Annotated in this window: 23 protein-coding genes; 10 read left to right on the top strand and 13 right to left on the bottom strand. The window is 68.1% G+C overall.

The window, feature by feature from the left end:
- Nucleotides 1-881 precede the first annotated feature (881 nt).
- Nucleotides 882-2,000: a S8/S53 family peptidase gene (locus AB0J95_RS06755; RefSeq protein ID WP_364753242.1), complete on the bottom strand. Its 1,119-nt coding sequence runs from the start codon at nt 1,998-2,000 to the stop codon at nt 882-884.
- 195 nt (nt 2,001-2,195) lie between these two features.
- Between AB0J95_RS06755 and AB0J95_RS06750 the strand changes: the two genes are divergently transcribed.
- Nucleotides 2,196-3,209: a hypothetical protein gene (locus tag AB0J95_RS06750; protein WP_364753239.1), complete on the top strand. Its 1,014-nt coding sequence runs from the start codon at nt 2,196-2,198 to the stop codon at nt 3,207-3,209.
- A gap of 1,668 nt (nt 3,210-4,877) precedes the next feature.
- On the opposite strand, the gene AB0J95_RS06745 is transcribed toward AB0J95_RS06750, so the two are convergent.
- Together AB0J95_RS06745 and AB0J95_RS06740 are read right to left on the bottom strand one after the other, a co-directional pair.
- A complete protein-coding gene (locus AB0J95_RS06745; protein WP_364753236.1) occupies nt 4,878-5,429 on the bottom strand; it encodes a Clp protease N-terminal domain-containing protein in 552 nt (183 codons plus the stop codon).
- The gene (locus AB0J95_RS06740; protein WP_364753235.1) at nt 5,429-5,638 is read right to left on the bottom strand and encodes an AsnC family protein; all 210 of its coding nucleotides are present in this window, start codon (nt 5,636-5,638) and stop codon (nt 5,429-5,431) included. Before AB0J95_RS06740 ends, AB0J95_RS06745 begins: the two co-directional genes overlap by 1 nt.
- A 143-nt stretch (nt 5,639-5,781) precedes the next feature.
- Between AB0J95_RS06740 and AB0J95_RS06735 the strand changes: the two genes are divergently transcribed.
- Nucleotides 5,782-6,729, top strand: a complete 948-nt coding sequence (locus AB0J95_RS06735) for a DMT family transporter (protein WP_364753232.1) — start codon at nt 5,782-5,784, stop codon at nt 6,727-6,729.
- Nucleotides 6,730-6,742: 13 nt separating this feature from the next.
- On the opposite strand, the gene AB0J95_RS06730 is transcribed toward AB0J95_RS06735, so the two are convergent.
- Nucleotides 6,743-7,681 (bottom strand): chitinase, encoded by a 939-nt coding sequence (locus AB0J95_RS06730; RefSeq protein ID WP_364753229.1) that lies wholly within the window; start codon nt 7,679-7,681, stop codon nt 6,743-6,745.
- A 190-nt stretch (nt 7,682-7,871) separates the two neighbouring features.
- Between AB0J95_RS06730 and AB0J95_RS06725 the strand changes: the two genes are divergently transcribed.
- Genes AB0J95_RS06725 through AB0J95_RS06715 form a run of 3 tightly spaced genes read left to right on the top strand, consistent with a single transcriptional unit; the run spans nt 7,872 to nt 10,466 of the window.
- Complete coding sequence (locus tag AB0J95_RS06725) at nt 7,872-8,549, top strand: polysaccharide deacetylase family protein (protein ID WP_364753226.1); 678 nt, start codon at nt 7,872-7,874, stop codon at nt 8,547-8,549.
- Nucleotides 8,550-8,556: 7 nt separating this feature from the next.
- Entirely contained in the window at nt 8,557-9,462 is a 906-nt protein-coding gene (locus AB0J95_RS06720; protein WP_364753223.1) for a glycosyltransferase family 2 protein, read from the top strand.
- Nucleotides 9,459-10,466 (top strand): GNAT family N-acetyltransferase, encoded by a 1,008-nt coding sequence (locus AB0J95_RS06715; protein WP_364753220.1) that lies wholly within the window; start codon nt 9,459-9,461, stop codon nt 10,464-10,466. Before AB0J95_RS06720 ends, AB0J95_RS06715 begins: the two co-directional genes overlap by 4 nt.
- Before the next feature lie 60 nt (nt 10,467-10,526).
- Here the strand turns inward: AB0J95_RS06715 and AB0J95_RS06710 are convergent, their stop codons facing one another.
- The 5 genes from AB0J95_RS06710 to AB0J95_RS06690 form a co-directional block, all read right to left on the bottom strand.
- Nucleotides 10,527-11,843: a UDP-glucose/GDP-mannose dehydrogenase family protein gene (locus tag AB0J95_RS06710; protein ID WP_364753218.1), complete on the bottom strand. Its 1,317-nt coding sequence runs from the start codon at nt 11,841-11,843 to the stop codon at nt 10,527-10,529.
- An 11-nt stretch (nt 11,844-11,854) separates the two neighbouring features.
- Entirely contained in the window at nt 11,855-13,162 is a 1,308-nt protein-coding gene (locus AB0J95_RS06705; protein ID WP_364753215.1) for a glycosyltransferase family 4 protein, read from the bottom strand.
- A 279-nt stretch (nt 13,163-13,441) separates the two neighbouring features.
- Complete coding sequence (locus tag AB0J95_RS06700; RefSeq protein WP_364753212.1) at nt 13,442-14,278, bottom strand: glycosyltransferase family 2 protein; 837 nt, start codon at nt 14,276-14,278, stop codon at nt 13,442-13,444.
- An 8-nt stretch (nt 14,279-14,286) separates the two neighbouring features.
- The gene (locus AB0J95_RS06695) at nt 14,287-15,264 is read right to left on the bottom strand and encodes a hypothetical protein (RefSeq protein WP_364753210.1); all 978 of its coding nucleotides are present in this window, start codon (nt 15,262-15,264) and stop codon (nt 14,287-14,289) included.
- Entirely contained in the window at nt 15,261-16,481 is a 1,221-nt protein-coding gene (locus AB0J95_RS06690; protein ID WP_364753207.1) for an MFS transporter, read from the bottom strand. Before AB0J95_RS06690 ends, AB0J95_RS06695 begins: the two co-directional genes overlap by 4 nt.
- A 229-nt stretch (nt 16,482-16,710) precedes the next feature.
- Between AB0J95_RS06690 and AB0J95_RS06685 the strand changes: the two genes are divergently transcribed.
- Genes AB0J95_RS06685 through AB0J95_RS06665 form a run of 5 tightly spaced genes read left to right on the top strand, consistent with a single transcriptional unit; the run spans nt 16,711 to nt 22,083 of the window.
- Nucleotides 16,711-17,475 (top strand): hypothetical protein, encoded by a 765-nt coding sequence (locus tag AB0J95_RS06685; protein ID WP_364753204.1) that lies wholly within the window; start codon nt 16,711-16,713, stop codon nt 17,473-17,475.
- Nucleotides 17,476-17,478: 3 nt separating this feature from the next.
- Nucleotides 17,479-18,804, top strand: a complete 1,326-nt coding sequence (locus AB0J95_RS06680) for an O-antigen ligase family protein (protein WP_364753201.1) — start codon at nt 17,479-17,481, stop codon at nt 18,802-18,804.
- Nucleotides 18,801-20,015 (top strand): glycosyltransferase family 39 protein, encoded by a 1,215-nt coding sequence (locus tag AB0J95_RS06675; RefSeq protein WP_364753198.1) that lies wholly within the window; start codon nt 18,801-18,803, stop codon nt 20,013-20,015. Before AB0J95_RS06680 ends, AB0J95_RS06675 begins: the two co-directional genes overlap by 4 nt.
- Nucleotides 20,012-21,430, top strand: coding sequence for a lipopolysaccharide biosynthesis protein (locus AB0J95_RS06670; RefSeq protein WP_364753195.1), 1,419 nt, complete (start codon nt 20,012-20,014; stop codon nt 21,428-21,430). Before AB0J95_RS06675 ends, AB0J95_RS06670 begins: the two co-directional genes overlap by 4 nt.
- 56 nt (nt 21,431-21,486) lie before the next feature.
- Nucleotides 21,487-22,083 carry a class I SAM-dependent methyltransferase gene (locus tag AB0J95_RS06665; RefSeq protein WP_364753192.1) on the top strand — a complete coding sequence of 199 codons (597 nt, stop codon included), beginning with the start codon at nt 21,487-21,489 and terminating at the stop codon, nt 22,081-22,083.
- Here AB0J95_RS06665 and AB0J95_RS06660 read toward each other — a convergent pair.
- From AB0J95_RS06660 to AB0J95_RS06645, 4 genes are read right to left on the bottom strand one after another with little or no spacing between them, the layout of a single operon-like run.
- Nucleotides 22,064-24,133, bottom strand: a complete 2,070-nt coding sequence (locus AB0J95_RS06660; protein WP_364753189.1) for a methyltransferase domain-containing protein — start codon at nt 24,131-24,133, stop codon at nt 22,064-22,066. The genes AB0J95_RS06665 and AB0J95_RS06660 overlap by 20 nt on opposite strands.
- Nucleotides 24,130-24,390, bottom strand: a complete 261-nt coding sequence (locus AB0J95_RS06655; protein ID WP_364753187.1) for a hypothetical protein — start codon at nt 24,388-24,390, stop codon at nt 24,130-24,132. Before AB0J95_RS06655 ends, AB0J95_RS06660 begins: the two co-directional genes overlap by 4 nt.
- Nucleotides 24,387-25,520, bottom strand: coding sequence for a DegT/DnrJ/EryC1/StrS aminotransferase family protein (locus tag AB0J95_RS06650; protein WP_364753185.1), 1,134 nt, complete (start codon nt 25,518-25,520; stop codon nt 24,387-24,389). Before AB0J95_RS06650 ends, AB0J95_RS06655 begins: the two co-directional genes overlap by 4 nt.
- 58 nt (nt 25,521-25,578) lie before the next feature.
- Entirely contained in the window at nt 25,579-26,721 is a 1,143-nt protein-coding gene (locus AB0J95_RS06645) for a glycosyltransferase (protein ID WP_364753182.1), read from the bottom strand.
- Nucleotides 26,722-26,749 lie beyond the last annotated feature (28 nt).

Genomic DNA, 26,749 nt, shown 5'->3' with positions numbered 1-26,749 from the left:
CGGCACCTCCCACCCACCAGCCACACCTCTCACAAGCCCACCGCGCCAAAGCCACCAACGGCGCCACCCACCGTCCTAAGACCGCAGTCCACACAACGGGCCCGCGGCAGACGCAAAGCCGTGACACGAGCCGACTGCCCCAACTGACCGCCCCGACCACACCTCAACCGGCGGCATCCAAGACCAGCCCCAACTATCGACGCCAAACCCGCCCACAGCTCGAACAGCCACTCAACAACATCCCGGTGGCTCCACAGGCACCAGTTACCCCAAAGAGCCTCAACCCGCCCTTAAACACCACAACGCCCCGCCGCCCCCAGACCCCACGGCCATACCTACACCACGTCCGGCCCGGACCACACCAACACCCACTACTGCCCCAGATGCCACCACAACCCAGCCCCGGCCTCACCACCGCCACACCAACTACCCCGCCACTCAAGCCTGTCTTCGCTGCAGAGGCCGCCCACCTAGCTCGCCCTCTCCAATCCATGCCCCAACCAACTGCCGCGCACCCCGCCTTCCTTTGCGGCACGTACAACTAGCCCCAAACAGAGCCGGACGGTACCCCTACAGGTCGTCAGACCGCGCCCACCAGTCAAAAGCCCAGCGAGGCGCGAAGTGCGAGCCACCCCGCTGGAAAGCGAGGCCGCGAAAGCGGCACGTGGGGGGTTTGGGGGGCTCGGCCCCCCAACATCATCGTCCGAATCCGAGGGAAGGCGCGAAGCGCCGACCAGGATTCGGAATAAGGACGTCCCCGCTCGACCCGGCTGGGGGTCCCGGGGAGCGGGGACGTTTGGCTCGCCGAGGGGGAGGGGGCGAGCATCCATAGAGTAGCGCGTCGACGACTGTGCGTGCCAGAGGTCATTGACAAATCGCGTTCACAATGTTGGCTGGCCAAGTGAATGGCGGTCGAGGGCGTCTGTTGGTGTATGGCCGACGTGTAGGAGTCTGGCGAGGTCAGCGGCTATTTTGGCGGCCGCGAAGGAGGTTCCGGACCAGCGGGCGACGCTGTACTGGCGGGCCTCCATTCCGGGGGTCGTTCCGGGTGTTCCGGTGATCAACCCGACGTGACTGCTCACTACGTCGACTCCGGGTGCGGTGGCGTTGACCCAGGGGCCGCGGTTGGAGAAGGCGGCGATCGTGCCCGTGTGGTCGGTCGCGGTGACGGCGATCACGTCGGGGAGCGCTGCGGGCCAGTAGGGGCGACTGCTGCCGCCATTTCCGGCTGCGGTGACCACGACGGCATCGGCCCATTGGGAGAATTCGTGCGCCAAAACCGGTGGGCACTGGTTGTCCGCCGTGTGGCAGCCGGAGGTCAGCAGGACGATGTCGGTTCGGCTGCGGAGGGCGCGCAATGCGGCCGCCACTGTCGCGTCATCGGTCAAGCCCATTGAGGACAGCACCCGGTGGTGACGCAATGTCACGCCTGGCGCATTGCGTACCAAAACGCCCACCACGAACGTTGCGTGACCGGCCTGCCGATCGTCGTTTCCGGCGAGATCGAGGTCGAGCACTTCGGGATGGTGGCCCCATTCATCGAACCAACGACGGCCGGCGAACCATGGGTGGGGATACAGGCCGGTGTCGAGCACGGCGACGGTCACCGGCGGGTCCCATTCCTCCACCATTGGCGGTGGGGGCGTGGGCACGTCGAAGTGCGGGCCGCCCTGCCATGCCGGGGTGCCGAGCACGATCGGGCCACCAATGTGGACATGGTTGGGACCGACGGGGTAACGGCCGGCGATGTCCGCGGCGATCTCAACTGGACGGTCCCGCAGCTCGGCCCGCAGCCTGATCCGACCGGTCGGCTCAACGTGATCTACCCAACGGCGCAACTCGTCGGCAACCGGCTGGATCGCGTTCGGCGGCGCGACCAATTGGCCCGCCCGCACAAGGGTTTCCCGAGGGCCGTCTGGATCGTGCAAGACCAGATCGGGAACATGTCCTTGCCAACGGCTGGCCCATTCGGCCAGACGCATCGGTCGGTCAATGTCCACGAAGGACACATTCGGCCTCGTAACGCAGACTCGCCCAGTCGCACTAGAAGGATCACCCGGTTCGGTGAATACCAGCGACCGAGATCATTGCCGAAAGGGTCGGACATGCGAATCCGTCTTTCCGGCTGGCCCTTCCGAAGCTAGGGTGCAATCGGCGGTTTTGCGGTCTTGGCAGCGAAACGGTGGAGGCACAAGGTGACTGGCTCGAGTCCGGCGCGTGACGCCGGTACGCGGGTGCGTCGTCTTGTGCTGCGCTTGTTGATGCTCGCCGGGCTGACCGCGGCGGGCTGGCTGACGGGCATGGTCCTCGCCGGCACCGCGTCCGCGGACACCGGACCGCACATCACCATCAACCTCCCCGGCCTGGGTAACGGCAAGCCGACCCAGGACAGCAGGGAGCAGGACAGCCGCGAGCAAGACAGCCGGGAACAGGACAGCAGGGAACAAGGCAGCCGAGAGCAGAAGATCAGCCGCACGCCGCAGGGACCGGGACTCGGTCTCGGCGGTGTGGTCAACGGCCTGCTCGGCGCGGTCAACAGCACCGTGAACACGACGGTCAAGACCGTCAACACCACGGTCAAGACAACGGTCCAGACGGTGACCTCGACGCTCAGCACAGTCACTGCCACGGTCAACCACACGGTCGGCTCGGTTGTGCACTGCGTCAGTGAGATCCCGCAAAAAGTTGTTACCCCGGTTGTAAAACAGACGTTGCCGTCGGTCGCTCCGGTCGTTGAAGAGACCGTGGACGACATCCTGGAGCCAACGCCGACGCACAGCGGGTCCGCCACCAGCGAGACCCCAGCGACGACGGCCCGTACCGAGGCCGCGCCGGGAGCACCGGCCGCGCCCGCAGTCGCCCCCGAGGCGGCTCAGCAGCCCGCGGTCGTCGAGCACCCGCATGCGCAGACCCCTCACCGGACGGCTCTCCAGACCGTGACCAACCCGGCCACCGTCGTGGAGCGGCTCACCCCGGCGGACGACGGGCCCGGCCCGCTGCCGGTCCCGAGCGCGCCCAGCGCGCCGGCCACCCCGGCCCCCAGCGTCTCTTCCGGCAACGACGGCGGACACAGCGCGCGTGGCGTGCTTGCCGTCTTCGCCCCGCAGTACCGGTTGGCGCCGCCACCCCTCCTGGGCCGGCTTGAGCGCGGAGACCCGGTCGCAGCGCGGGGACGCACCGCAGGCCTTCCCGTCACCACCCCTGACTGACGCAGTACCTCAGTTCATGGGCATATCTCTGCCCTGAGCACGTTCCGCACGCCCACACCTTTTGGGATCACCGGGGCTCCCCCACACGAGCACACGCTCGCCCATGAGCTACCCGACCTGCCGACCGCGCCCGGTCAGGTCGGGACCCGGCCCCGGCGTCGCGATGCCCCCGCGGCGCCGGGGCTCACCCCAACTGGCTGCAACGCCTGGTCGGCACAACGAGGGGCTGTGCCGACCCCACGCAGGACGAGCGGCCAGTGTGTCCCGCGGGTGTGATGGAACCCGCAGGGCACGGCATGTGCGCCGGATGGTTGTGACGTCGACCGAGCGGTCGAATACGTTACGCCATCCGGCGCACTGTTTGTACAGCGTCCGACCGCACGCTGACTACCCCCGAATGGTGGGGAGGAACTACCTGATCAGGAGACGCCGCAGCAGCGTGCGCAGGTTTTCCGAGGGTTTCGGCTGTTCACAGGCCCTGGCGGCAGCCGGCCTCGCCCCGCAGCTCGATCCCGCCCGAATATGAACCTGACGCCCAACCGGGCGACGCTCCGGCCCCGCGTCACCCACACGACGCTGGTCATCATCGCGATTCAGGCTCACACCAGGACTCCAAGGGAAGGTTTGGACCGGACACGGACGCAAGCCCGGCGCACAGACAGGGACCGCTGATCGCCAGCTCCAATCGAGACATCGGGCCCGGTGCCGGTCCCAGTCAGGACGATCGGTCGCCGGAGCCGGAGGCGAGGCGGCAACTCGAACGAGACGGGCGGCTGGGCCAAGCGAGGGCACGTGGTGCACCGCACAGACGAGGCGGGGCTGGGTACCGCGTACGTACCGGCAGGAGCAGTGCCGCTGTAGTAGTGGGCGACCGACCATGTGGGCCGCCGGTGGTGCCGCTGTATATGCGTGACCGACCGTGTGGGCCGGTGGTGCCGCTGTGGGTGGGCGACCGACCGTGTGGGCCGGTGGTGGTGCCGCTGTGGGTGGGCGACCGACCGTGTGGGCCGGTGGTGGTGCCGCTGTGGGTAGGTGACCGACCGCGTGCGGTCGCTGGATTCAAGCTGGACCAAGTTCGGTAGCCGACTTAGAGGCACAGCGAGGTCCAGCTGGAGCCAGCATCAGCGTCTCCAGCGCCACAGACCGGCGTTCCATGACGACCCAGCCTCCGGGGGAGGCGGGGCCGAGTGGCACCCGCAACGCACCGACGCGACCGCCAATTCGACCGTGGCCTGGAAGCCCCACCCCCGGCCGTTGGCTGCACCGCCAGCGCTGCTGTTACGGGTCGGGGGTGGGGAATGACAAGACTGCGGGACCTGCCAGAACGTGAACGCGTCGGCTGCCCAGGTCGACGCGTTCACGACTTTCACCGGTCAGGTCGCGACTTCGACTGGCCAGGACCAGACGGGAGGCGCCGAGGGTGGTTTGCCGAGAAAGGGCCTGGTTGGCCGACGTGCTGGGATGGGCGTCGAGGTGCTGGGTGGGATTGTCATTGCTTGGGGAGAGCCTGGGGCGGTCAGATTGCGACGGGGGAAGGCGTGGACTGGGCGGCTGGGTAGCAGTGACGGCGGGCGGAGTGGCGGTGCTGGCGGGCTAGGTGGCGGGGCGGGCTGAGGCGCGGTGTCGCCGGGGTGGGTGTGGGGAGGGGTGAGGGTGGGTGGAGTTGGGTTATGGGGGTGGGGTGGGGAGTTGGGCGGATATGGCTTCGTAGGTGATGCCGCGGGCGGTGAGGGCTTCGGCGGCCAGGGAGTTGCGGGACAGCAGGGCCAAGAGGAGGTGCTCCGTCCCTATTTCCTTGTGTTTTCGGCGGAGGGCTTCTCGGAGGCATTGCTCGAGGGTGCGTTTCGCTTCGGTGGTGAAGGGCACGCGGGTTTTGGGTTCGAAGAAATGCCTTCTGGGCTCTGGGTCTGCTGTTGCGTGCTCGCCCAGCGACTCCTCGACGCTGCGGATCACCTTGTCGACGTCCACGCCGAAGGTGCTCAGGGCGGCTGCGTCGGCGTCGGTGATCCCGCCTCTGCGGCGGACCCGGCGGAACTCTTCGACCAGGTCGTCCGCGGACAGCTCATGCCCCGCCAGCAGCCGATCCTTGGTGGTGTCCTCCACCCGTAGCAACGCCACCAGCAGCTCGGGGCCGTCTATTGCGGACGCGCCGGTCTCGTGTGCGGTCCGTTGGGCGGTCACCACGACCTGCCTCGCGGTCCCGCTGAACCTCTCGAACATCAGCCCCTCCCGTACTTCTTGTGCACGGCCTGGCGGCTGACGCCCAGCTCGGCCGCGATGTCCTGCCAGGACCACCCGTTGGCCCGCGCGTTGCGGACCTGGACGGCCTCCAGCCACTCCAGCAGCTTGCGCAGCGCCGCGACCGCGCGCAGGCCCACCTTGGGGTCCTTGTCGCCGGCGGCGTCCGCCAGCTTGGTCGCCTCACTCATGGTGTCAACTTAGGTTGACAGTGGACTACTGTCAACCCCGGTTGACATGTCCCTCGTTCTGGCAGGACGAATACACCTCTTTGTGACCTAGCAGCCATGTCAGTTACCCGGTGCGATCTCGATCCGCCCAATAGGCTGGTTTTGTGGGCACTCTGCTATGGCTGGCGTTCGTCCTGGCTCTCGCCGGGGCGACGCTCAACGGCCTGGGGGCGTTGTGGCAGAACTCCGCGGTCCGGGACAAACAGAACGGCAAGCTGGTCCGGCTCGCCGCGCTGCTGGACCTCCTGCGCAACCCCCGCTGGTTAATGGGACAGTCGGCGGTCATTGTCGGCAGCGTTCTGCACTTCGGCGCGCTCGCGTTCGCGCCGGTGACGGTGATTCAGCCGATCGGTGTGCTGGCGATCGCGGTGACCACGGTGGCCACCGCCCGCCGGGAACGCACCAAGCTGACCATCGGCACCTTGCTCTCGCTGGTCGCGGTCGTCCTGGGGGTCGGCGGGTTCACCTCGCTGGCCGCGACGAACGCCCAGGTGACGAGCGTCTCGGACGCCACCGCGGTGCTGATCGCGGTGATCGTCGGGCTGCTGCTGATGGTGCTCGGCCTGATCGGCAGCGTCGGCCATGGGCTGGTCCGGTGCCTCGCGTTCGCGGCCGGCGGCGGTGTGGTGTTCGGGTTCGCGTCGGTGGTGGTCCGGCTCGCGGCGCTGGCCGTCGAGCGCGGCAACCTGACCGACTTCCCCACCGGATCCCTGATCGGCGCCATCCTGTCCATCCCGGTCGCGGTCTGGTTCATCCAGCAGGCGCACGCCAGCGGCCCGCCGAACGTGGTGGTGGCCGCGCTGACCCTGGTGGACCCGGTGGTGGCGATCGGGATCGGCTATGTGGCGCTCGGCGAGGGCGCCAAGACCTCGACCCTGGCGACCTTCAGCGAGGCCGCCTGCTTCCTGCTCGCGGCCGCCGGGATCGTGCTGCTGTCCAAGTCGCAGCACCTCAAGCCGTCAGCCGAGCCGCAGGCCGCCGGGAAAGCCGAGGATGCCGGGGAACCGGAAAGCCCTCGCGAGCGGGAGGAGACCCACTCGCGAGGGCGGTGACGCTGTCCCGGACTCAGCCGGTGAAGGCCGCGTTGGCCTTGGTGAAGTCGTACAGACCCTGGCTGATGCCCGCGCAGTTGTTGCAGTCGCGGTTGAGGGCCCAGAACGACACGCGGGCGAGGTGCACGCTGTTCGCCCAGCTCACGATGGACTTGAAGTTGGCCACGGTGACGACCTCACCGGAGTTGTCGGTGTGGCCGTTCATCGAGGACAGGCCGGACCTGCGGAAGGCCGCGTCGTCGGACAGGCCGTAGACCGACTTGACCTTGTTCTTCAGGCCGGTGACCGCCGACTTGGTCTTGCCGACCATGTCGCCGCCGCTGCTGAAGTCGAACGGCATGACCGCCCACACGTCGACCGGGGCGCCGATCGCCTTGGCCCGCTCGATGATCCGGTTGCCCCAGCTGTCCGGGCCGGAGGTGGTGGTGCCGATGGTGATGACCACGCGGACGCCCGGGTTGTTCTGCTTGATGATCTTCACCGCGCCGAGGATCCGGTCCTGCACGGTCGCGTTCTGGAACTCGTCGGTGTTCTCGATGTCCAGGTCGATCGCGGTGAACTTACCGGCGTTGATCACCTTCTGGTAGGCCGCCGCGAGCGCGGTGGAGTTCGAGCAGGTGGAGCCCAGTTTGTTGCCCGACCAGCCGCCGATCGACGGGATCGCGTCCCCGCCTGCCGCCCGGATCTGGTTCACCCGGGTGATGTCCGAGCCGGTCAGCGAGCGGTTGCCGTCCCAGGCCGGGTTGCAGTTGCCGTTGGACAGCACAAACGCCAGCGTGAACGACTTGATGCCGGTCGCGTTCATCACGCTGACCGGGTTCGGTGGGTTGCTCCACTGGTAGAGGTAGGGAGCCGCGAGCACGGGATTCACCGCGGCCTGAGCCGCGGGCGCCAGCCCGACGGTCGCGGACGCGACCGCCACGGCGACGAGAATCCGCCGCATGATCTTCATTTGTGGTCCTCCAGCATGCAGGGTTGCGGAGCGCACCTCCCGGCGTCCTAGGCGGCGGTGTCGGACCGGAGGTAGCTGATTACCTTCAGCAAGAACAAGGTGGACTAGACCAATACGCCCTGTCAAGAGGTAATGCCGGAAGATCGCCGCCGATACCTGAGTAGAGAATCCGCCGCGAGAAGGGCAGCTGATGCCAGCAAGGGTCATCAACCTGACAGTGCACGGCATCGGAGAACCGCCCCGTGACCTGGACCCCGGTGAAGACCAGACCTGGGTTTCGGTCGAGCAGTTCGAGCAGGTGCTCGACGCCGCCGTGGGCCGCGACGACGTCCGGATCACCTTCGACGACGGCAACTCCTCCGACATCGAGATCGCGTTGCCGCGGCTGCAGTCCCGCGGGCTGGAGGCGGAGTTCTTCGTCCTGGCCGGACTGCTCGGCGCGCCCGGCCGGCTCACCGGTTCCGATGTGCGGAAACTCAAGGACGCCGGTATGCGGATCGGCTCGCATGGCTGGTCGCACCGGGACTGGCGGCGCATCGACCGCGCCCAGGCCGTCGAGGAAATGATTGAGGCGCCCCGGGTTCTGTCGTCGGTGATCGGCGCGCCGGTGTCCCGGGTGGCGGTGCCGTTCGGGTCGTACGACCGGATGGTCCTCGCCCGGTTGCGCAGTGCGGGTGCGTCAGTCGTCTATACGAGTGACGGTGGCCCGGCCAACGAGCAGACCTGGTTGCAGGCCCGGACCAGCCTGCGGCACGACATCGATCCGCAGTGGACCGCGGATGTGCTGGCCGGACAGCCCGGGCTCCGCCGTCAGGCGCGCCGGCTGGCCGCGGGGCTGGTGAAACGCACCCGTGGCGCGGCACGATGAGGTGGGCGTGACCCGAGTCGCCGTCGTGATCGTGACGTACAACAGTGCGGACACGCTCAGCTCCTGCCTCGCCTCCTTGCAAGTGGGGACTTCCGGCGTTGACCTCACCGAGGTTGTGGTGGTGGACAACAACTCTCGTGACGACACGTGCGAGATCGCCAAGAACGCCACCGGTTTGCCGCTGCGCATCGTGCAACTGGGCCGCAACGCGGGCTATGCGGCGGGACTGAACGCGGGCATCGCGTCGCTGGGCTCGTTCGACGCGGTGCTGGTGATGAACCCCGACGCCCGGGTCCGCCCCGGCGCGGTCGCCACGATGGCTCAGGCGTTCTCCCGCCCGAACGTGGGAATCGCCGCGCCACGCCTGGAAAACGCCGACGGTAGCTTGCAACCTTCGTTGCGCAGGCCGCCGACCGCGACCCGGGCGTGGGCCGAGGCGTTGATCGGCGGGAACCGGGCCGGTCGATGGGGAACACTGGGTGAACTCATCATGTCGCCCGAGCGGTACGACATCGCCGGGCCGGCCTCGTGGGCGACTGGTGGCGTGCTGATGATCTCGTCGGCGGCCTGCAAGGCGTTGGGGCCATGGGATGAGACGTTCCTGCTCTACGGCGAGGAGACGGATTTCGCCCTCCGCGCCGGAAAACGCGGGTTCCTGACCTGGTACGTACCCAGCGCTGTCGTCGAGCACGACGGCGGCGAGTCCGGCACGAACCCCATGCTGTGGGCGCTGCTCACCGTCAACCGGACTCGCGTTGTCCGGCGGCACAACGGGTTGCTGGCGTGGCTCGGCTACTTCCCAGCCGTGGTCGTGGGTGAGGCCATCCGCGCGGCCGCCGGACGGGCGACCGCGAAGGCCGCCCTCAAAGCGTTGGTGCGGCCGTCCAGCCGGCTCAAGGTGTTGCCGCAATGAGCCTTCAGCTGGTCCCCTTCGCCAAGCTGTCGGCTGACGCCCTGGCCGAGTGGCAGGAGCTGCGAGCGTCCACTTGGGACAGTCCATACTTCGATCCGCGCTATGTCGCGGCGGTTGATGCCGGGCGGCCGGTGAGCGTGTTGTGGGGCGATGGGTTCGTCCTGCCTTTGCATGTCATTGGGGCGTCGGCGATCCCCGCCGGGTCGCCGGGCGCCGACTTCCAGGGGCCGTTGCTCCAGCCGGGTGTTCGTTTCTCTCCCCAGGCATTGCTGACCGCGGCGGGCGTCAAGTCGTTCACGTTCGACCATCTGCTCGACGGGTATCCGGACCTCGAACCGTGGGTCGAGGAGCGGCGGCCTTCGCCGTACATGGATGTCACCGGTGGCCTCGACGGGTACCTGAGCCGCGCGGCGAAGAGCGGCAAGGACAAGATGAGCGAGGCGCGGCGGCTGGCCAACAAGGCCGGGCGCGATCTGGGCGAGGTTGCTTTCGTTGCGGAGTCGAGCGATCCAGCCGAGCTGGACCGGGTCATCGAGCTGAAACGGGACCAGTACGCGTCGACCGGTGCCCGCGACCACTTCGCCGATCCCGCCCAGCGGGCGTTGCTGCACCGGCTGCTCGCGTCGGACCTGGGCGCTCTGTCCACTGTGTACGCCGGTCCGCACCTGCTCGCCGCGCACTTCGGGATCCGCTCCGGTGGCGTGCTGCACTGGTGGTTCCCGGTCTATGACAAGAAGTTCGGGCCGTTGTCGCCGGGCTGGATCCTGCTGCGCGAGGTGGTCATGGCCGCGCCGGAGCTGGGTCTCACCCGCATCGACCTCGGCCGGGGCGAGGACGACTACAAACGACGCGCGATGACCGGGGCTTCGACGGTGTGCATCGGCGCGGTCACCGCGGGCACCTTCCGCACGACGATGCGCAAGGCGAGCCGCAAAGCCATCACCGCGGCCAAGTCCTCACCGATCGCGCCGCAGCTGCGGTCGATCGTCCGCAAGTTCCGCTGAGCCATACGAACCCATGCAAAAGCCGCGACCTCACGCAAAGAGGTCGCGGCTTTGGATGGGTCAGTTCTTGCCGAGGCCGGTCCAGGCGAACCCGGCTCGGCGCAGCACGTCCTTGTCCAGCAGGTTGCGGGTGTCGACGACGATCGGGGCACGGACCGCACCGGCCAGGCGGCCCCAGTCGAGAGTGCGGAACTCCGGCCACTCGGTGAGGATCACCAGGCCGTCGACTTCCTTGCCCACAAGGTAAGGGTCGTCCACCACGGTGACCGCCGACAGCTCCGGGCGGAGCGTGTCCGCGCTGACGGCTGGGTCGTAGGCGACCAGCTCCGCGCCGGCTTGGCGCAACATGGCCGCTACGGCCAGGGCCGGTGAGTCGCGGAGGTCGTCCGTGTTGGCCTTGAAAGTCAGGCCATAGATGCCCAACCGGAGGTGTGACAGGGAGCCGCCGCGCTTGCCGGTCACCGCCAGGCGGACCTTGTCCACGATGCGCTGGCGCTGGCGCTCGTTGGTGTCGATCGTCGCCCGCAGCAGGCGGAACTCGAAGTCCGCGGAGTCCGCGACCTGCAGCATCGCCGAAGTGTCCTTGGGCAGGCAGGAACCGCCCCAGCCCGGCCCCGGCGACAGGAAGGCCTGGCCGATCCGGCGGTCGTACCCCATGCCCTCGGTCACGTCCGCGATGTTCGCGCCCAGGCGCTCACACAGCTCGGCCATCGCGTTCACATAGGACAGTTTCATCGCGAGGAAGCAGTTCGCCGCGTACTTCACCAGTTCCGCGCTCGCCGCGTCGGTCAGCACCGTCGGCGCGCCCAGCCGAGCGTACAAAGCGGACACTCGCTCGGCCGCGTCCTGCTCGTCGCAGCCCACCACGATCCGGTCCGGGTTCAGGAAGTCCTCGACCGCCGAGCCCTCGCGCAGGAACTCCGGGTTGCTCACCACGGAAACGTCATCGCGCTTGAGCAGTTCCGCTGTCCGTTGGGCTGTTCCCACCGGCACCGTGGACTTGTTCACCACGACCGTTCCCGGCCGCAGCAGCTCGCGCACCTCATCGATGACCGACTCGACCGTGCTCAAGTCGGCCACGCCGCCGACGCCCATCGGGGTCGGGACACACAGGTACACGATCTCCGCGCCCTCTTCGTGCCCGGTGACCGCGGCCTCCGCGCCGACCACAAAGGACAGCCGGCCCGCGGCCAGGCCCTCGCGGACCAGCTCGGCCAGGCCCGGTTCGAGGATGTCGACCTCGGCGTTGCGCAGCCGTTCCACCTTGCCGGGGTCCACGTCACCGCAGACCACTTTGTGTCCCAGCGAGGCGAGGCACGCGCCCGTGGTCAGGCCCACGTACCCGGTGCCGATCACCGCGATCCGTCTGGCGAACATTCCCAGCCCTTTCAGTCAGCGGTCGGGGTGACCCGGCGCAGTGTTCGCTCCGTGCGCAGGCCCGTGGCGCGGTGCTCACGCACTACAGCGGACCGGGCCGGCATGACGGCCGGCTCGGGCTCCACGCCGAACAACGAGTCGTAAACGCTTACATACGCCTGGGCCTGCGGGCGCCAGTCCAGCACCTGCTCGGCCCTGGCCCGCCCGGCGCGGCCCAGCCGCTGCCGGCGCTCGGGGTCGTCGAGCAGCTCCACCACAGCCTTGGCGAAACCGTCGACGTCACCGGGTTCCAGGTACTCCGCGCACTCGCCCGCGGACACCACTGTCTCAGTGAGACGGTAGGCGACAACCGGGAGCGCGTACGCCATGTACTCCATCGTCTTGTTCATTGTGGACACGTCGTTGAGCGGGCTCAACGGGTCCGCGGACAGACCGAGTGACGCGGTGGACAGGTAGTCCGCGATCTGCGGCGGTCCCACGCGTCCGGTGAAGGTCACGTAGTCGTCCAGGCCCATCTCGTGGCACTGCTGCTTGAGCTCTTCCAGGCAGTCGCCGAAGCCGAGCAGCGCGAACTGGACATCCTCCCGGCCGTGCTCGCGCACGATCTTCTGCGCCACCTCGAGCACGCCGTCGACGCCGTCCTGCGGACCCATGATTCCCAGCCACGCCACCAGGTGCTGACGACCGTTGCGCAGCTCCGGCTTGGGCTCGCCCGGCTTCATCACCGACGTGTCCGGTCCGGATCGGACGACCGTGGTGTGCTCGGGCGGCACGCTGCCGCGCTCCCAGGCGATGCGCTGGTAGGACTGGTTGGTCGAGATGACCCGGTCGGCGGTGTGGAACGTCTTGCGCTCCAACCAGTACAGCCCGGCCAGTTGGACTTTCCCCGCCAGGCCGGACGGTTCGCCGAACCTCGACCGGAACACCTCGGGATTGAGATCGTGGTGGTCGAACACGAAGCGGACACCCTTGGACCGCCACAGCCGGGCCAGGGCCCAGTAGGTGTCCGGCGGGTTGCAGGCCTGGATCACGTCGAAACGCTCACGCCGCCACACCTTCAGCGTCAGCCGCGCGGTGCGCAGCCAGCAGTAGACGAACTCGAGCAGGTACCCGAGCACGCCCCTGGCCTGTGGTGGCGGTGCGTACTTATAAAGGTGCACACCGGATAACTCCTGATATCTGGAGTCACCCGGCCCTTTTGGACAGATCACCGACACCTGGTATCCGGCCGCGGTCAGCGCCTGGCACTCCAGCCAGACCCTGCGGTCCAAGGGAACCGGCAGATTCTGGACGATGATCAGCACATGCCCACGAGTCACCTGGGAGCCTCTTCCTACGATCCGGCCCGACAATTGCCATGTCGCGGAAAACGCGTCCGGGGTTACTGTTTCCGGCAAACCCTGGCCACTGCGTCCGTTCGGGTAGTCACCAGGTCACAGCCTCAGCCGAACGGCCGTGAATAACCACTGCACCGCACCAGCGCGAACGGCCTAACGCCGAAGCGTGAACGGCTGAAACCAATGCACAAAAGGGAATGTGAGCGTTGCACCTACGGGCAGAGTTGTGCGTTCCGCATCACCCGTGTGAGTACATTCCGGCTAACGGCTACCCCGGTCGGACGACCATGTGGCATCACTGCCGCGAACCCGCCGCCAGCGCGTCAGGATCTTGTCGACGAACATTACTGTGAGAAAGCACACTGCGGCAAAGACGCCCACCTGCCTGCGGCGCACAAGGGTCAACAGGGAACCCAGACCCATGGGTGGATCTTCTGCCTTGCGCCCCAAGCGATCCAGCTCCCGGTTACCCAGCCGGACGCGGGCCCGCCTGCGGATCAACGCTTTCAGGGTCCGCGCCGGGCGTACCACTGACCGGGCACCCTCGACCGACTGCCGTTCACTCGCCGAGAACGAACGATGCACATACCCGTCATCCGAGATCACTTGCGGCAGCGGGAAAACCCGCTCGTGCGCCTCCTTGCTCAACAGGTACGCACCGGTACCGGTCAAACCCCGCTGTGCCGCGGCCATCTTCTCGAACACCTGATGGAATCGTTTGGTCACAACCGAACAGCCACTCAGGTCATATGTGGGCACGGGCGAGCACGCGAGTGCGCCTCGGTCCAGCGCGGTCACCATGCGCCGCAACGACTCGGTGTCCAGGTCGACGTCGGCGTCCAGGTACAGCCGGGGAAACGCGCGGCATTCGGCATCGCCGAGCACGAGCGCGTGCGCCTTGCCGCCGATCGGGGTCTCCACCACGCGGGCGCGTTCGGCGCGCGCGATCTGCGCCGTGCGGTCCTCGCACGCGTTGGCCACCACGACGACGTCCAGCTCACCCGGCTTCGCCGTGCTGGTCAGGGTGCGCAGGCACCGGGCGATCACCGACTCCTCGTTGTGCGCGGCGATCACCACGCTGGCAATGGGTTCACCCACGTGGTCCACTATCGCACCGGCACCGGCGAGGCCGCGTCCGGGATGACCTCACGTGCGGGCGCGGAGCCGTCCGCCGGCACGAAGTAGATGGCGTTCTTCTGGTTGTTGATCGCCGCCCCGTACGCCAGCGTGTTGTCGTTCAACCACGCCGCCTGGTCGTCGATTCCGCTGGTCCCGGGCAGGATCTGCTCCTTCTTCGCGGCCAGGTCGAGCACCACCAGCTCCCACGGCCGGGTCTGGTTCGGCCGCTTCTTGTAAGCCACCTTGGTGCCGTCCGGTGACAGCGACGGGCATTCCGCGTTCTGCCGGACCGACTGCAGGGTCTTGGCGATCAGGTCGCCGCGGACCAGGTAGGTGCTGCCTTCGGTAGCGAGGGTCGCGTAGAACGTGTTGTCGTCCGAGGCGACGGTGATACCCCAGTAGTTGATGTCCGCCGCTGTGGTCACTCTGCCGTTGACCGTCGCGGTGTAGTGCTCGATGGACTCAGTGACTTCACCGCTGCGGACGTCGAACACCCCGGCGCGAGTCGAGAATCCGCCCGGCACCGAGTACGAGTCGCCGGTGACGAACGAGGTCCACGAGACGACGTTGCCGGACGCGGAGACTCGTGCGCGGGACGGTATCCCGGGCAGCGGGACTGTCCTGATCTCCTTGCCGTCCTTGCTGATCGCGGCCTCGTAGCTCGGCCCCGGCCCGGCCAGCCGCAGGCACACCGAGGTCGGGCCGGACTGGTAGTACCGCTGGCACTTCAGCGGCGTGACCGTTTTCTGGCCGCTGGGCTGGGCGGTCTTGACTGTCGTCACCTGGTCCAGACCGTTGGCGATATCGATGTACATCAGGTCGCCGGACACCGGTGCCGGCGCGTTCGTCGTGACCGCGGGCTGGCTCGCCGCGGTCCACGCCACATAGGCGCCACCGCCCAGCAGCAGCACCACGATCGCGATCACACCCACCAGGACGCGATGTCCCGACACCCACGTCCTCAAGCCGGCCTCCGCACCAGGAACACCACAATCGCCAGCGCCGCCACCATCACCGCGGCCAGCGCGCCGACCGCGACCTGCATGGCCAGCCCGGCCAGCATGATCCCGAACACCACCGAGGACACCATCCGGGCCAGCGCTTGACCGGTTTGGACAGTCGCCATCCCGGTGGCCCGCAGCTCCGCCGGAACCAGCCCACCGGCATATGCCATCAGCACACCATCGGTGCACGCATAGAACAAACCGTGCGCGAGCAACGCGATCGCCACCGCCCAGTAGCCACCGCTGGGCACCAGCAACGTCAAGTACGTGCCCAGCAACAGAACGTGCCCGGCGAAGAACACCTTCCACCGGCCGAGCCGGTCGGCGATCCGCCCGATCGGCGCGGCCCCGAGCAGGAACACCGCCGCGGTCCCCAAGGGCAGCAACGGCAGCATCCCCACCGAGATCCCGGACACCTTCTGCAGCACCACGAACACGAACGCGTCGCTGATGGTCACCAGCCCGAGCACCGCGGCCGCGATGGTCGCCCGGCGGAACGCCTTGTCCCGCAGCAACTGGGCACCGGACCGGACCGAGACCTTGCGTTCCCGCTTGGCCGGCGTCTTGTGCTCGCGGACGAACGCCCCGAGCACCACCAGACCGATCGCGGCGAACACGAAGCTCACCACGAACACCGGTCCCGGGGCGGACCCGAGTTGCGACAGGATCAGGAAGGTCAGCAACGGCCCGCAGAGTGCGCCCACCGTGTCCATGGCGCGGTGCACACCGAAAGCCGCGCCGAGCTGGTCCGGGGGCGTCACAAGGGAGATCAGCGCGTCCCTGGGGGCCGTTCTGATGCCCTTACCGGCCCGGTCCACCGCGAGCACCCCGCCGATCGCCACGCTCGAAGCCCCGGCGAGCGGGAAGATCACCTTGGTGGCCGCGGAGATGCCGTACCCGAAGAACGCCACCAGCTTCGGCCGGCTGGTCCGGTCCGACACGAACCCGCCGACCAGCCGGAGCACCGCGGTCGCGCCGGTGTACAAGCCGTCCAGCAACCCGAACTGTACGTAGCCGAGCTGTAACGTGAACAACAGGTACACGGGCAGGAACGCGGTCACCATCTCCGCCGAGACGTCAGTGAGCAGGCTCACTGTGCCAAGCGCGAAAACCGTGCCCGGGATGCGACGGGTCACCCGGACGGATGTCCCTGGGGTGCGCGTCGACGCGATGTACATGCGGCGCCCACCTCTCGAAGCTCGCCTGCGCAGTGGTCATCGCGGGACCCCGCGTGGCTGTTAGCCGGTATCACCCGGGTGCCGATCCGTTACATGAGTGAACGCACGGTGACCGGATTGGTCCTTTAGCTGGACATCCTCGGCGTGGGTGATGACGTGACGTAACAGTTCGGCAGGTCAACCAGATCCTTGGGGAGAGAGTGCTGGGCGATCGCCGATCGGGGACGAGATGGACTTCTGGAAGACGATCCGGGTCCTGCTGCGCCGTTGGCGCGTGGCGGTTCCGGTCTTCGCGGTGTCCCTCGGTCTGGCGGCCGGGGTGTATCTCACCGTGCACACCGACTATGAGTCGACAGGCACCATCGTGCTGACGTCGCCCACCGAGGGCGCGCGGGTGGCCGCCGGCGCAAAGGGTCCGGTGGACCAGGTGAACCCGTTGCTGGCGTTCGACGGCAGCCTGAACACGTCGGCCACCATCCTGATCCAGAAGCTGCAGGACCCCGCGGTGATGGAGCAGCTGCTCGGCCCGAACCCCAAGATGACCTACCAGATCGGCAACGGGCAGCTGACCGGTCCGTTCGTCGTCGTGGTCGCGCTCGGCCGGTCGCCCGAAGAGGCCAAGGACGTCGTCACCAAGGTGCTGGACCGGGCCAAGAGCGAGCTCAAGCAGAGCCAGGAGGCGTTGAAGGCCCCCGCGTCGACGTTCATCACGCCGGTGTCCATCGTCGAACCCACCAAGGGCGAGCCGAAGACCGGCGGCAAGGTCCGGTTCGCCGCGGTGGCCCTGGTGCTGGGTTTCGTGGCCAGCCTGGCATCCGCGTACGCGATGGAGAGCTTCACGCAGTCGCGCAAGAAGAAGCGCACGCGGGAGAAGGCGTTGGAGAACTGGCAGCACCAGGGGTCCCTCGAGGAGACCCCGACGAACGGCAGCGAGGTTCCGGGCGCGGCGAACGAGACCATCCGCATGCACCCCATCACCCCCAAATCGTCGTGACCCGTGAGCGGGCAGCAGGCTGAGGTTCAGCGGGCCGACGGCGCCACTTTGGCGTGCGTCTTCCTGCTGATGCTGCTGATCATCCCGGCCCGGCTGGTGATCAGCGGCATCCCGATGTCGATCACTCCGGCCACCCTCACCGGGCTGGGCCTCGGCGTCATCTGGTTCTGCTGTCAGCTCGTGACGACACTGGGTGTCGCGAAAGGACGGAACCTCGCCAGGACCGCGCTGTTCCTGTACGCGATCTCACAGCTGGCGACCTACGGGTACGCGACACGTAACTACCTGCCGTCGGACGAGCTCGAAGGCGCGGACCGCACGATCGTGGTGGTGTTCGGCACGATCTGCGTCGGCATCGCGATCTGCGACGGGGTGAAGAACCTCGCCCGGCTGGACGTGCTGCTGAAGTTCATGACCGTGCTGATCGGGATCGTGGCCACCATTGGCTTCCTGCAGTTCGCCGCCGGGTTCGACCTGACGAAGTACCTGGCGGTACCCGGTTTGCGGCCGGTGACCGATGACGGGTTCGTCCTGGAACGGGCGGCTTTCCGCCGGCCAGCCGGGACGACCGGGCATCCCATCGAGTTCGGGGTGGTCTGTGCCATCGGTGTCCCGCTGGCGGCGCACTACGCGTACCGGGCCAAGGAGGCCGGGCTCAAATCGGGCAAATGGTGGCTGTGCCTGGGAATGATCGCCGCCGGGTCGGTCGTCTCGTTGTCCCGCTCGGCGATCCTCGGTCTGTGCCTGGGTGGTCTGGTCCTGCTGATCGGCTGGTCCGGCCGCCGCCGGGTGCAGGCGCTGATCGCGGCCGCGGGCTTCCTGGTGGTGCTGCGGATGGTCGTGCCGGGCCTGATCGGCACGCTGTACAGCCTGTTCGACAACCTCGGCGAGGACCCGAGCATCTCCGGTCGCACCGACGACTACGCCTCGGCCGGCAAGCAGATCGCCAAACACTTCCTGCTGGGCCGGGGCAACGGCACCTATCTGTCCGAAAAGTACGGTCCGCTGGACAACCAGTATCTGGGCACACTGGTCCAGAACGGATACATCGGACTCGCCTGCCTGATCTTCCTGTTCCTCGCCGGGATGTACGCGGCCGCCAGGGTGCGGGCGATCAGTCCCGACCCGGTGACCCGGGACCTGGCGCTGACGCTGATCGCGTGCCAGGCGATCGTGGCACTGGGGGCCGCCACGTTCGACCTGCTCTGGTTCTCCACCGCGAGCAGCCTGACGTTCGTCCTGGTGGGGGCGAGCGGGGCGTTGCTCAGACACGCCAGGGCCGAAGCGGAGAACCCTGTCCTTCCCCCGATGTGGAAAGCAGTCCGATGACCGAATTCGCGCTGCGCCGGACCACGGTGCTCGACTGGCTGGACGCCCGCGGCAAGCAGATCGGGCTCGCCGCGGTCGGCCTGAGCCTGTTACTCGCCGGTGGTTACGCCGTGCTGCTCGGCGGAACCCTGCGTTACTCGGACGAACACGTCTACCTCGAGCTCACCCAGTCGCTTGTGGACGGACACGGGTTCGCGTTCGGCGCCGACGCCACCGCGTACCGGCCGCCGGGCTATCCGTTCATGCTGCTGCCGGTGCACCTGCTGACCGGCGGCAGCGTTTTCGCGATGCGGATGGTCTCCGTGCTGTGCCTCGCGGGTGCGGTCTGGTTCGGCTACCTGCTGGCGCGCCGGATCTCGCCGGTCGCCGGGGCGCTTGTCGCCGTCGTGATGGCCGTGTACCCACTGTTCGTTTACACGGCCACTGCGTTGTACCCGCAGATCCCCGCCCTGCTCATGCTGCTGATGATGCTCGAGTTCGGGCTGCGGGCCAGGGATCGCTGGACCTGGGCGATCTGGAGTGGGCTGTCGGCCGGGTTCCTCACTGTCACTGTTCCGTCGTTCGCGCCGACTTTGCTGCTGGTGCTGCTGTTCATCGGCTGGCGGCACAAGAAGGCCCTGGCCGTGCTGATCGTGGCCGCCGCGATCATTCCAATGGTGTGGTGTGTGCGAAACGCCGTTGTGATGCACGCGTTCATCCCGGTCTCCACCAACAACGGGGTGAACCTGTTGCTGGGCAACAATCCCCAGGCAACCGGCAGCAGCGGCACGAGCGTGGACGTGTCGTCGTATGACCAGCGCGCCAAGGACCTGAAGCTGGACGAGGTCCAGATCGACAAGTTCTACCAGACCGAGGCACTGAACTGGATCAAGGACAACCCGGCCGAGGCGGCGGGTCTGTACGTGGCCAAGGTCGTGCACAACTTCGCCTACAGCGACACGTTGAAGACTGAGGGGCAAGGCGCGTCCGACCTGCTGGCGGCCTTGTCCTACTACCCGATTCTGGCGCTCGCTCTACTCAGGGTGTTGCTCTGGCGGAGATTCCCGCTGCACAGGCTCGACAAGCTCGCCGTCTGGACCATTGTTCTCAACGTTCTTCTACTGGCAGTGTTCTTCACCCGCATCCGCTTCCGGGTCCCGCTCGACGCGCTGACGATCGTGCTCGCGGTGTCCACTGTGGTCGTGTGGTGGGATCGGCGGCGGGCCGCGTGACGACCACGAAGGCCCCGATCCGCCGGGCGCTCAGCCTCAGCCTGCTCAACACCATCGTCGGCAGGCTCGGCACGTTCCTCACCGGGATCGTCCTGGCCCGGCTGCTCACCCCGCACGACTTCGGTCTGTACGCGGTCGCTTTCGTGGCGTTGATGGCTCTGCTGTCGCTGAACGAGCTCGGCGTCAGCCTGGCCATGGTGCGCTGGCCCGGTGACCCCGAGCGGATCCGGCCGACGGTGACCACGATCTCGATGGGCACCAGCCTGATCGTGTACGCGGTGTGCTGGTTCGGTGCGCCCGTGTTCACCGCCGCGATGGAAACCCCTGGGGCGACCGGCATCGTGCGGGTGTTATGCCTGTCCGCGTTGGTGGACGGGCTGACCTCACCGGTGGCCCAGCTGGTCAACCGTGACTTCCGGCAAGGCCTCCGGCTGCTCGTGGACCTGACGAACCTGATGGTGACAACGGGTTTGACCGTGTCATTGGCGACGACGGGGCATGGCGCGTGGAGCCTGGCCTGGGGGCAGCTCGCCGGCAACGCCGCGTCCTCGCTGATGCTGTTCGGGCTGAGCCGCAAGTGGCCTCGGTTCGGGTTCGACCGGTCGCAGGCCCGGGAGCTGCTCGCGTTCGGCATCCCGCTCGCCGGCGCGAGCCTGCTGCTGATCGCGATGCTGAACGTGGACAAGGTGATCGCCGGACGGCTGCTCGGTGCGGTGGCGCTGGGCCTGTACGTGCAGGCGTTCAACCTGGCCTCCTGGCCGGTCAACGTGTTCTCACTGGTGGTCCGGCGGGTCTCGCTGGCCGCGTTCGCGAAGGTGCAGGACGATCCGGGCCGGCGGCAGGAAGTGCTCGGCAAGATGGCTCTGGTGCTGGCGATTCCCACGCTGCCGGTGTGCACGGTGCTGGGTCTGTTCGCCTGGCCGATTGTGTCCACTTTGTACGGATCGGCGTGGGTCGGGTCCGCGGTCGCCCTGCAGTTCCTGGCATTGCTCGGCGTGGTGCGCGTGGCCTCGGAGCTCGCCTACGACTTCCTCGTGGCCTTGGGGAAGTCGCGGACGACCTTGTGGCTGCAGGTGATCTGGCTGGCGGCGTTGGTGATCTGCCTGCCGATCGGGGCCTGGCTCTATGGGATCGAGGGAGTCGCCTTCGCGCACGCGGCGGTCGCGGTCTTCCTGATGCTGCCGGCGTACACGATCGCGGTGATGCGCAACGGCATCTCGATCCGGGCGCTGGCCGCGCCGCTCGCCCGGCCGGTGCTGGGCTGCGCGTTGATGGTCGCGGTGATCCTGGTGGTCCGGTGGTTCACCGAGCCGTCGTTCCTCCAGCTGCTGCTCGGCGGAACCCTCGCGGCGCTGGTCTACCTCCCGGTCGTCTGGCCGTTGCGCAAGTCCCTCGGCGCCCTGAAGTCCGGCTAGTTGCTGTTTCGGCAACGAAAGTTGGCGGATCGGCGCGCCGCCAGCACGCTTGTGGCATGAGCGAGGACTTCTTCAGCGCCGGGTACTGGGACGACAGGTACAGCGACGGCAGGCAGTGGAGCGGCAAGCCCAACCCGACCCTGGTGGCCGAGGTCGCGGACCTCGGCCCCGGGTCGGCTGTCGATGTGGGCTGCGGCGAGGGCGGCGACGCGATCTGGCTCGCCGAACAGGGCTGGCAGGTCACTGGTCTGGACGTGTCCGCCGTCGCGCTGCGGCGAGCCGCGGAGCACTCCGGTGATCTCAAAATAGAGTGGGTCCAGGCGGATCTGCGCACCGAGGATCCGCCCGGCACCTTCGACCTGGTGACCTCGCACTACATGCAACTGCCGGTCGAGCTGCGGATCCCGTTCCACCACCGGCTGGCCGCCGCGGTGAGCCCCGGTGGCACGTTGCTGATCGTCGCGCACGATGTGTCCGATTTGGACAGCGGCGTGCGACGGCCGCCCATGCCGGGGTTGTTCTTCTCCGCCGAGGACGTCGTGGCGGCACTACCGCGCGACGAGTGGGACACGGTGGTGGCCGAGCGGCGGCCGCGGCTCACCCCCGATGGGACCACCGTCCACGACGTGGTGGTCAGGGCACGACGGCGATGATCGTGCTGGTGTACCAGAGGTGTGAGGCCTGCACGGTGCGCGGCACGCGCAACGGCGAGTAGGTCGCGTCGGGGCGGACCGGCTCCAGGATCGTCAGGCCGGCCTTGGCGTACTGCGGCCGCAGCCACACCTCGTCGAAGGCCACATTGGACTCCGGGTGGTCCTCCTCCTTCAGCCGGTACTCGCCGTGGTCGTGCGGCCACGCCTGCCGCAGGCTCCGCCCGGCGATGGTCTTCTCCGTCTCGGAGTTGAACATGTTCCAGGTGGACACGAACACCCCGCCCGGCTTGAGCACTCGGGCGACCTGGCTCATGTAGTTCGTGGCCGCGTCCGGAGTCAGGTGGGTGAACAGGGATCCCGCGTAGGCGAGGTCGAACGTGTTGTCCTCGTACGGGAAGACGTAGTCGGCCGCGTCGATTCCCGAGTCGTGGCCGATGGAGGTCTGGACGTCGGCGTGGGTGAACCGGAAGTTGGGGTGGGCGGCCGCGATGTTGCGGTTGCACCAGTCGATCATGTACGGCATCACGTCGAACCCGTCGTACCGGCCGGCCGCGCTCAACGCCGTGGTCAGCGGAACCGCCAGACGTCCGACACCGCAACCGATGTCCAGGACGTGGTGGTCGTGCTGCAGGCCGCACAGCTCACGCAGGAAGTCGACCTGGTCCTGGCCGGTCTTCTGGTAGTCCAGCCAGAGCGGGGAGATGTCGCCGCGGATCCGCCTGGGCGGCATGTGGGTGACGCGGGTGACCGCGTCCTCTGCTTTGTCGCGCACGGTCTTCGCACGGTCACGCCAGGTAGACGTGGTCATGTGTTCGTCTCCCTCTCCAGGTGTCACGACGATCGGTGTCGCGTTGGCGTCGTCGGTCGCGGCCGTGCCGCGCCAACGCCGGTACTTCGTCTTCACTTTGCTGGCCACCACTCCGCCGCCGGAGCGGAAGATCTCGGCGGCGACGGCCACGGGCGCGGGTCGCGTGTGGACGGCGTTGAGGTACTCCTCTTCCTGGATCCGGGCCGCGCGGGTCAGCGCGAACCGGTCCACCACGAGCTTGCGGGCGAAAGCGCCCAGAGTGGCGCGCTGTGCGGGCGAGGTGACCAGACGCTCCAAAGAGGACCGGAGCTCCGGCACGCCTTCACCGCCGAGGCCATACCACCCCTGGCGCAGGAACAACGGTGAGCTCTCCGGGGTCAGCAGCTCGCTGAAGCCCTGCTCGCCCACGACGACCAGCGGCTTGCCGAACGCCATGCCCCGCAACGCCGACCCGCCCTGGCCGACGATCACGTCCGCGGCCGCGTAGGCCGGGCGCGGATCGGCGACCTCACCGGTGAGCCGGACCACGGTCCGGCCCGCCAGGGCGTTGGCCTTCGCGGCCCGCTCCTCGATCTCGCCACGCGACCGGCCATCGCCCACGAGCACCAGCTGAACCTTGTGCCCCGCGGCGGCAAGTTCGCCCACGGCGTCGCAAGCCGCCAGCAGGCCTTCGAGTTTCAGCTCCGGCACCAGCCGGCAGATCATCGCGACGAGCACCTCGTCCCCGGGAATGCCGTGCTCACGCCGGAAGGCGCGGCCGTCCACGTCCGGGTTGTCCGAGTCGGTGTCCACCGGTGGTTCGAGCAACGTCACGCGGTGGTGACCGGCCGCCCGCGCAGCGTCACGGATCGCGTCCGTGCCAACGACAAGCGGCACGGTCCGGGGGAAGAACGGCACCACGGACATGGACATCACGGTGCCCACCACCGGGGTCCGCAGCCGCAGGCCGGGCCCGAAGAACGCCTCGACCACCGGCGGCCACTCGTAGCCGTGCACCACGTCGATCCGTCTGCTTTGGACGACCTGGACCAGCTTGGCCAGCACCTCGGGCGACGGGCGGCGGCGCTTCATCGGGATCTCGACGTGCTCGAGGCCGAGCGCGGTCACCTTGTCCACCAACGGACCCGGCTCGGAGAACACGACCACCTCGTGCCCGCGGTCGCGGACCGCCCCGGCGAGCTGGACGGCGTTGAGCTGCGAGCCGCCGATCTCCATGGCGTGCGGGTAGACCAGGACTCTCATCGAACGCGCACCCATCGGTTCAGGGGCAGCCCCAGCCGGTCGACCACGCTGGGGTCGCACGCGAGCAGGGCCGCATCGGGCAGCTGGTACACCAGGTCGGTGCCGCCGAGAACGGGAACTCCATCGAGATCGCGGCCGTGCATCGCCGGATCGTCCAGCAACGCGCCCACCGGAACCCACTCGTACGGGTGCGTCCGGACCATGGCCAGTGCTTCGCGCGCACCGGCGCCGACGAGCAGCAGCGGCCGGGCGGTCACACCGTCACCGCCGAAGAGACCACTTCGGACAGTCCCCACACCACCATCTCCTGTTCCCGCGCGGTCAGGTCGTGGTAGAGCGGGAGGATCAGTGACCGGGTGGCCAGCTTCTCGGTGACCGGCAACGGCAGGTGCGGATGCCCCTCGTACGCCGGTTCCATGTGCGCGGCCATGATGCCGCGGCGGCCGGAGATCCCGGCCGCGGCCAGCGTGCCGAGCACCTCGTTGCGGTGTACTTCGGCGCTGTCGTCGAGCAGGACCCAGAACGACTGGTAGTTCGTGGTCCCGTAGGCGGGATCGGTTACCGCCCGTACGTTGTCCACATCGGACAGCAAGCTGTGGTAGCGCGCGGCCAGCTCACGGCGGCGCTCGATGATGGTGTCGAGCCGGCCCAGCTGCACCAGGCCGAGCGCGGCCTGCACGTCGGTCATCCGGTAGTTGAAGCCGGTCTCCAGGTACGACTCGAGGACCATGCCCCCGGCGGAGTGCCGATCGGCGGCCGAGACGTTCATCCCGTGCTCGCGCAACCTGCGTAGCCGCTGGGCCAGGTCCTCGTCGTCGGTGGTGATCATCCCGCCTTCGCCGGTGGTGATCAGCTTGCGCGGGTGGAACGACCACGCGGCCAGATGCGCACCCGCGCCGACCGGGCGGCCGAGGTACGTGGAACCGATGGCGCAGGCGGCGTCCTCGACGATCGGGATGTAACCGAGGACCATCCCCAGCGAAACGATGTCCGCGGGCACACCGGCCTGGTGGACAGCGATGACCGCCTTGGTCTTCTCAGTCAGGACAGGCAGAACCGTGTCGGGGGTGATGTTGCCCGTGAGCGGGTCGACGTCGGCGAACACCGGGGTCGCGCCGGTGTACCGGACCGCGTTCGCCGTGGCGATGAAGGAGTACGAGGGCACCACCACCTCGTCGCCCGGGCCGATGTCCAGGACGTGCAGGCACAGGTGCAACGCCGTCGTGCACGAGGACAGTGCGACACCATGCTTCGCACCGGCCCTCGCCGCGAACGCCGCCTCGAACACGGTCACCCTGGGTCCCTGCGCGACCCAGCCCGACCGCACCACCTCGGCGACGGCCAGCGCCTCCTCCTCGCCGAGGACCGGCCGCATCACGGGAATCACGTTGTCACCCCTCCAGTTCTGCCCTCCCTCCAGGACATCGCTACTCACCCGCGGTTTTTTACGCCCCGGTATGAAAACCCGCCAGCCGGGTGAATGTATCGGCGCGCGCGGCCCACGAATGCCTTGTGGCCACGGAACGCCTCTCGGCGACCACATCGGGTGTCCACTCGCTGCCCGCCGCTTTCACAACGGCGTCAGCGAAATCGTGGCTCGCGATGTGCACGTGCGGGGTTTCCTCGGCGAGCCTCCTGCTGGCCGGCAGATCGGTACTCACGACCGGCAACCCCGCCGCGAGGTACTCCAAGGTCTTCAACGGGAAGGAGGCCCTGTTGAACGCGGTGTCGGCATACGGAGTAAGGCCTACGTTCAAACGGGCGAACCATCGCGGCAGTTGTTCAAAGGGGACGGCGCCGACGTGGTAGACGTTCTCCCGGCGCAGCAGGGCATCCGCGCGGCCGGGTTCCCAGCCGGGCTCGCGCGGTCCGACCAGCAGCAGGCCGATCCCGGTGTCCGCCACCGCTTCCAGCACGCCGATGTCGATCCGGTCGCTGAGCTGGCCGATCAGCCCGGCCACCCGGTCGGGGAACCCGTCCGGCACGCCGCCCGGCTCGGTCAGCCAGACCTCCTGGTAGGCGTCGGGATCGCAGCCGTTGGGGAACACGACCGGTTGCGCGCCAAGGCCGGACCAGCGCTCGGCCAGCTCGGGGCCCACCGCCAGGACGAGATCCGCCCGGCGCAGCGCGGCCTGCTCCTCCTTGAGCACGAAAGCCGCGTCCTGGTTCATCAAGGTCGCACCGGCCACCCAGTCGTCCGTGCCGTACAGCACGTCGACCGCGTTCCACCGGCCGAGCAGGTCATGTTGGTGGCAGGCAACGAACACGTCCGGGGTTCGCTTCGCCCGCCGCAGGGCCCACCGGATCTGGGCCCGGACGAGCGGCCACGTCAGCGACCGCACGCCCGGGCGGGTCCAGCCCGGCGGCCCCACGGGGGTGAGCCGCACGATTCCGGGTTTGGCACGCCGTACCAGAGGCCGCCACATCCGTCCCGTGCCGCCACGGAACCGCTCCGGTGTTATCGGGGACACCGGAGGGTCCACCCACAGGATGTCCGCGTGGTGGGCCAAGGCCTCCGCGAGCTGACGCTCCGAACCCTTGACCCCGTCCCACGTGACACCCGAGGCCACTACAACAAGCGGTCTCATCTCATGCCTCCCCTCGTGAGCACTTCCG

The organism is Actinocrispum sp. NPDC049592, assembly GCF_040675465.1.
Lineage (GTDB): Bacteria > Actinomycetota > Actinomycetes > Mycobacteriales > Pseudonocardiaceae > Kibdelosporangium.
This window is presented reverse-complemented; position numbering and strand designations above follow the sequence as displayed.

Excerpts from the sequence above, each read along its gene's own strand:
- AB0J95_RS06745 (WP_364753236.1), bottom strand. The coding sequence starts at position 5,429 with ATGTTCGAGAGGTTCAGCGGGACCGCGAGGCAGGTCGTGGTGACCGCC.
- AB0J95_RS06740 (WP_364753235.1), bottom strand. The coding sequence starts at position 5,638 with ATGAGTGAGGCGACCAAGCTGGCGGACGCCGCCGGCGACAAGGACCCC.
- AB0J95_RS06730 (WP_364753229.1), bottom strand. The coding sequence starts at position 7,681 with ATGAAGATCATGCGGCGGATTCTCGTCGCCGTGGCGGTCGCGTCCGCG.
- AB0J95_RS06725 (WP_364753226.1), top strand. The coding sequence starts at position 7,872 with ATGCCAGCAAGGGTCATCAACCTGACAGTGCACGGCATCGGAGAACCG.
- AB0J95_RS06715 (WP_364753220.1), top strand. The coding sequence starts at position 9,459 with ATGAGCCTTCAGCTGGTCCCCTTCGCCAAGCTGTCGGCTGACGCCCTG.
- AB0J95_RS06710 (WP_364753218.1), bottom strand. The coding sequence starts at position 11,843 with ATGTTCGCCAGACGGATCGCGGTGATCGGCACCGGGTACGTGGGCCTG.
- AB0J95_RS06690 (WP_364753207.1), bottom strand. The coding sequence starts at position 16,481 with ATGTACATCGCGTCGACGCGCACCCCAGGGACATCCGTCCGGGTGACC.
- AB0J95_RS06685 (WP_364753204.1), top strand. The coding sequence starts at position 16,711 with ATGGACTTCTGGAAGACGATCCGGGTCCTGCTGCGCCGTTGGCGCGTG.
- AB0J95_RS06675 (WP_364753198.1), top strand. The coding sequence starts at position 18,801 with ATGACCGAATTCGCGCTGCGCCGGACCACGGTGCTCGACTGGCTGGAC.
- AB0J95_RS06665 (WP_364753192.1), top strand. The coding sequence starts at position 21,487 with ATGAGCGAGGACTTCTTCAGCGCCGGGTACTGGGACGACAGGTACAGC.
- AB0J95_RS06660 (WP_364753189.1), bottom strand. The coding sequence starts at position 24,133 with ATGAGAGTCCTGGTCTACCCGCACGCCATGGAGATCGGCGGCTCGCAG.
- AB0J95_RS06645 (WP_364753182.1), bottom strand. The coding sequence starts at position 26,721 with ATGAGACCGCTTGTTGTAGTGGCCTCGGGTGTCACGTGGGACGGGGTC.